Annotated in this window: 4 protein-coding genes; all 4 read right to left on the bottom strand. The window is 68.5% G+C overall.

What is annotated here, in order from left to right:
- Positions 1–15: 15 nt before the first annotated feature.
- The 4 genes from AC1DO7_RS38755 to AC1DO7_RS38740 all read right to left on the bottom strand — a co-directional run bounded on the left by AC1DO7_RS38755 (position 16) and on the right by AC1DO7_RS38740 (position 5,675).
- The gene (locus AC1DO7_RS38755) at positions 16–2,211 is read right to left on the bottom strand and encodes an acetate--CoA ligase family protein (protein WP_477117383.1); all 2,196 of its coding nucleotides are present in this window, start codon (positions 2,209–2,211) and stop codon (positions 16–18) included.
- 38 nt (positions 2,212–2,249) lie between these two features.
- Positions 2,250–3,248: a Bug family tripartite tricarboxylate transporter substrate binding protein gene (locus AC1DO7_RS38750; RefSeq protein WP_441622123.1), complete on the bottom strand. Its 999-nt coding sequence runs from the start codon at positions 3,246–3,248 to the stop codon at positions 2,250–2,252.
- An 88-nt stretch (positions 3,249–3,336) separates the two neighbouring features.
- A complete protein-coding gene (locus tag AC1DO7_RS38745) occupies positions 3,337–4,446 on the bottom strand; it encodes an NAD(P)H-dependent flavin oxidoreductase (protein ID WP_441622121.1) in 1,110 nt (369 codons plus the stop codon).
- Positions 4,446–5,675, bottom strand: a complete 1,230-nt coding sequence (locus AC1DO7_RS38740; protein WP_441622119.1) for an acyl-CoA dehydrogenase family protein — start codon at positions 5,673–5,675, stop codon at positions 4,446–4,448. The genes AC1DO7_RS38745 and AC1DO7_RS38740 overlap by 1 nt, the downstream gene beginning before the upstream one ends.
- Between the last annotated feature and the right edge of the window lie 34 nt (positions 5,676–5,709).

Below are 5,709 nucleotides of genomic sequence, written 5' to 3'. Positions count from 1 at the left end.
GGCTTGGAGGCGGCGCTACAGGCCGGCAGCGGCAGCGGCAGCGGCGACGGCACGCGGTGCGCGCGCCTCGACGTCCCATGCCACCGCCCGCGTCTGCATCAACGGCTTGGCCAGCGCATCGCCGGCCCTAACCCCTTCGCCGGCTTTCAGGACGAACAGCGGATTGATGTCGATTTCCTGCACGACATTGCGAAGATCGATGGCCAGCGCCGACAAATGCATGAGCGTGTCGACCAGCGCGTCGAGGTCCGCCTTTGGGCGGCCCYGGGCGCCATCCAGGATCGCGAAGGCCCGCAGTTCACGCACCATTTGTTCCGCTTCCGACCGCACGATGGGCGCGAGGCGAAAACTCACATCCTTCATCACCTCGGCGTAGATACCACCGAAGCCCACCATGACGGCGGGTCCGAACAGCGGATCGTTGTTGACGCCGAGGATGAGTTCGTTCGCGCCGCTGACCATCTCCTGCACCAGCACGCCGTCGAGCACCGCTTGCGGCGCATAGGCCTGCGCATTGCGCATGATCTCGTCGAAGGCAGCCGAGACGGTGTCGCTGCCCTGCATGCCCACGCGCACGCCGCCGGCCTCGGTCTTGTGCGGAATGTCGGTCGACTGGACCTTCATGACCACCGGACCGCCCAGGTCAGCGGCGAGGCGAACCGCGTCCGATGCACTGGTCGCCAGTTGCTCTTGCGTGCCGCGGATGCCATAGGCGCTCAATACCTGCTTGGCCTCGTATTCGGTCAGGTCCGTGCCGCGGCCGGCGATGGCGCGGCACACCTCAGGCCGATGAATGAGGAGCGGCTTCTCGCTGGCCAGCGTCTCGATGCGCATGCGCGCCTGTGCGAAAGCCCACAATGCGCCGGCACCACGCGCACAGCGCACCGGGGATTGGTAGCGCGGAATACCGGCGCGATCCAGGATGTCATAGGCCTCCTGCACGCTGGCCGGATCGGCATTCCACGCGACGAGGATCGGAATGTCGCGCTCCCGCGAGACGCGGACGATCTCGCGAGCCAGCTCGACAGCGAGCTTGCCGCTGGCGGCGGCGAGCGCAAGGCCGATCAGATCCACGTTCGGATCGTCTGCAAGTTTCTCGAGCGTGACTTTGAGGAGGTTGGCGTCGGCCAGCAGACTCGCCGTCACGTCCAGTGGATTTGCCACCGCTGCAAACGAAGGAAGCACCTGCTTGAGCGCACTCACGGTCGATGCTTCGAGCGCGGGCAACTGCAATCCACCGTTGGTCGCGCCGTCCGCCATCGCAATGCCGGCGCCACCGGAAATCGTGACGACCGCGAGCCGGTTGCCCTTGGGAAAGCGCCGTGGCAACAGGGCCTTGGCGCAGTCCGCCAGATCGCCGACATCGTTCACTTCGATGATCCCGCTCTGCCGGAATGCGGCGCGGTACAGCGCCATGGCACCGCCGAGGTTGGCGGTGTGCGATGCAGCCGCCCTGGCGCCAGCTTCAGACGTGCCGACTTTCCAGATGAGCATCGGCTTGCCGGCACGCAGCGCGCGCTGGCCGATGCCCACGAGCCTGTGCGCATCCTGGAAGCCCTCGACATAGCCGGCGATCACGTGGGTTTCGGGGTCGTCGATCATCGCGTCCATGAAGTCGAGCGAGGTCGTCACGGATTCGTTGCCGGTCGAGACGTAGTGCCGGAAGCCAATGCCTTCCTGGCTCGCCAGCATCACGATCGAATTGCCGAAGGCGCCGCTCTGCGAGGTGAGGCTGAGATTGCCGGCTGGGTAGGTCAGGCCGTAGGGCGCGCCGAAGCCGACATGGATGCCATCGCTGACGTTCATATAGCCCTGGCAGTTCGGGCCGATTACGTGCATGCCGAATTCGCGGGCCGTGGCAGCGATGTTGCGCCGCGCCTGCGCGCCTTCCTCACCCGTCTCGGCGAAGCCGGAAGAGAGGATCACCGCGAATCGGCAGCCCTTGCGGCCAAGATCGGCCAGCGCGCTGGCGACGCGCTTGGCCGCCACGGCGATCACCGCGACGTCGGGCGCGATGGGCAGCGATGCGACATCCGGATAGCACGGATACCCGCCCACTTCTGCATAGCGCGGATTGACGGGCAGGATCCGGCCCGTGTAGCCCTTGGCCTTGAGATGCGCGATCGGCTGTCCGCTGATGGATGCCAGGTCCTGCGAGGCGCCGATGACGGTAACGGAGCGTGGGTTGAAGAAATGCTTGAAAGTGGACATGAGGTGTTCCTGGCGTACTTCCGGATGGGTCGCGTGCTTCATGCGTCCACCTTGATGTCCCGGGCCTTGATCAGCGCCGCCCAGCGCGTGGTTTCGGCCTGCAGGAGCTTGTCGAACTGCTTCGCGTCGAGCGCGAGGATCTCCGCGTCGAGCGCCGCGAGCTTGTTGCGCACATCGGCGGTGCCCATGGCCGCCTGCAATGCAGAGCCGAGGTAGTCGACGATGGCCGGCGCGGTGCGTGCGTGGACGGCGAGCCCGTACCACGACTGCACCAGCGCGTCCGGATAGCCCGCCTCGGCAATGGTCGGGATGTCGGGCAGCGAGCGCGTCCGCCTGGTGGCATTGACGGCAAGCGGCCGCACGCGCTTGGACTGGATCAGCGGCAGGATCAGGTTCTGCGACACCAGCGCAAACTGCAGTTGCCCGCGCCCCAGGTCCAGCACCGAAGGCGGCTGGCCCTTGTAGCCGACATTGGTGACCCGCAGGCCGGTCGATTCAAAGAACAGCTCCTGCGCGAGATGCAACGAGTTGCCCGCGCCCGGCACCGGGACATTGACCTCGCCCGGCCGCGCCTTGGCCCATGCCGCGAATTCCTTCAACGTCTTCACCGGCACGTCGTTGTGGACCACGAAGACCGAGGGCACCGCCGCCACCGCGCCGATGGCGCGGAAGTTCTGCACGCGGATGCCGGAGTCGGGATACAGCGTCTGGGCCACCGCCAGCACCGGGGTCACGCCCAGCAGCGTGTACCCGTCCGCCGGCGCGCGGCCGGCGAACTCGATGCCGATGCGGCCGTCGGCGCCCGGCCGGTTTTCCACCACCACGCGCTGCGGCAGGTCCAGCGACATCCGGTCGAGCGCCGCGCGCAGCGTGATGTCGACCACGCCTCCCACCGGATACGGCACGATCGCGCGCACCGGCCGGTCGGGGTAGTTGCCCGGTCCCGTGGCGGCCCGGGCCAGTGCCGGCAGCCAGCCGGGGGCGGCCAGCGCCAGGGTGGTTTGCAACGCAGTCCGTGCGAATGCTCGGCGATCCATGTTGTCTCCTTGTTCTGGCCCCGGCTTTCGTGCCGGGTGCCTTTATTCCAGGTATAGCTGCCTCTGCTGCCTCTGCCGCCTCTGCCGGTCAGCCCGGCAGGTAGCTGCGCAGGCGCTCCAGCGACTGCTGCGTCTCGCGTACCAGCCGCTCCATGATGGTCGCCACCGGCTCGACTTCCCGCACCCAGGCGACACTCTGGCCCGCCGCCTCGTACATCAGCGGCGCGATCTCGTGCTCTTCCACCGCCGCCAGCAGGCGCCCGGTCAGCGCCTGCTGGTAAGGCATGTCGAGCGGCTCGGGGGCGCCGGGCGCCGCCCACGCGTCGGAGAACGCGCTGCGCACCACCCGGCAAGGCTTGCCGCTGTGCGCGCGCGTGATGACGGTGTCTTCGCTGCCCGCGGCCAGCAGCCGCTCGGTCAGCGCGGCCGGCAGCCGGTGCTCGGTGCTGCCCAGCCACACCGTGCCGAGCCATGCGCCTTGCGCACCCATCGCCAGTGCCGCGGCGACCTGGCTGCCTTCGCCGACGCCGCCGGCGGCAAGCACCGGCCGGCCTTCCGCCGCCGCGATGATCTGCGGCACCAGCGTGAAGGTGCCGGTGGTCCCGGTATGCCCGCCCGCGTCATAGCCCTGCGCGACCAGCACATCGACGCCGGCCGCGATGGCCTTGCGTGCATGCTTGATGGCGCCGACCAGCGCCATCGTGGTCTTGCCGGCACGCCGCACCCTGGCAAGGGTGTCGACGGGCGTGCCGACACCGGCCGCGAAGACTTCTACCGCGCTCTCGGCCACTGCCTCGACCTGCTCCTCGAACAAGGCCTGCGAGCGCACATACTGCGAGAAGAAGTTGCCTTGCGAGGCCGGCGGCACATCGAAGCGCTCGAACAGGCTGTCGACAAACTGGCGATGCCCGTCCGGAATGGCCGCCGCCACGTCATCGGGGGTGGAGACGCCCGGCAGCGCGGTCGGCAGCAGCAGGTCCACGCCGACGGGAACGCCGGGACACAGCGCGCGCAGGTCGCGCAGCTTTTGCGCGAGTTCGTTGGGGCCGTCGCGCGCGGCGGCATAGACGCCGAGTCCGCCCGCATTGGAGATCGCCGCGGCCACTTCGATGCTGTGCGCCAGTCCGAAGATCGGGTAGCGGATGCCGAGCCGGCGGCACAGCGCGTTGGCCAGGGGATTGTGGCTGGTCTCGGTCATCAGTGCGCTCCGAACAGGTCCGGGTCAAAGTCGAGGCAGGGGTGCTGCGGCATCGCCGCTGCCGTCTTCATCACGTACCTGCCGATCAGGTTCTTGTGGACTTCGCTGGTGCCCTCGCCGATCTGGTTCATCTTGGCATCGCGCAGGAAGCGTTCGATCGGATAGGCATTCAGGTAGCTGTTGCCGCCGAGCAGCTGCGCGCAGTCCACCACCACGCGCATGCACAGGTCGGTGCTGTGCATCTTGGCGATCGAGGCGTGGATCGACGTTTCGGGGTCCTCGCGGTCGTAGCGCTGCGCCGCGCTGTACACCAGGCAGCGCGCGGCTTCGATGCGCGCTGCCATGTCGGCCAGCATCCACTGGATGCCCTGGTGCTCGCCCACTGCCTTGCCCGACACTTGCCGATGCCCGGCGTACTGCGCCGCGATCTGCAGCGCGCCGGCCATCCGCCCCAGTGCAATCGCCGCATGGCCGATCCGGGCGCGCACCAGCGTGTCCTGCGCCAGCGCCATGCCCTGTCCCTCTTCGCCGAGGCGATGCGACGCCGGCACGAACACGTCGTCCAGACGCACCTCCGCGATCGGCACGCCATGCCAGCCGAGCTTGGGGATGATGGCCGAGACGCTGAGCCCTTCGGCTTCGCGCGGCACCAGGAACGCAGTCAGCCCTTTGCTGCCGCCGGGCCCGTCGGCGAGCGATGCCACCACCACAAACATGTCGGCCACCGTGGCGCGGGTAATGAACTTCTTCACCCCCGACAACCGGTAGCCGCCGGGGTGCCGGCTGGCGACGGTGCGCAGCCGAGCGAGGTCCGAGCCCGCGCCGGGCTCGGTCAGCGCGAACGCGGATTGCTTGTCGCCGCGGGCCAGCAGCGGCACCGTCTGCGCGCACAGCTCGGGCGAGCCGCCCGCGACGATCGGGCGCGACGACAGGTCCGTGCCCGTCACGAGCGAGGCCGCGGTGCTGCAGACCCGGGCGATTTCTTCGATGATCCTGACGCGCAGCAGCATCGATGCCGCCGTGCCGCCAAATTCCCGGGGGAATGCCGTGGCGATGACGCCGCTTTCGGCCAGCGCGCGGAAGGTGTCCCAGGCGAAGTCGTCATTGCGGTTTGCCGCATTGGCCTTCGGGCCGATGGTTTCCTGGACCAGCGCCTGGACTCGGGCCAGCGTATCGGTTTGCGCCGCGTCGAGCGGCGCCAGCGGATGGCGTTCGGCGGATAGGGGCATGGGTCGGTGTCTCCTCGTGTGGGTCAGTGTGGTC

The organism is Cupriavidus sp. 05N40 (assembly GCF_056397305.1).
The sequence above is the reverse complement of the archived record's forward strand: the minus strand, read 5'-3'. Positions and strand labels throughout refer to the sequence as shown.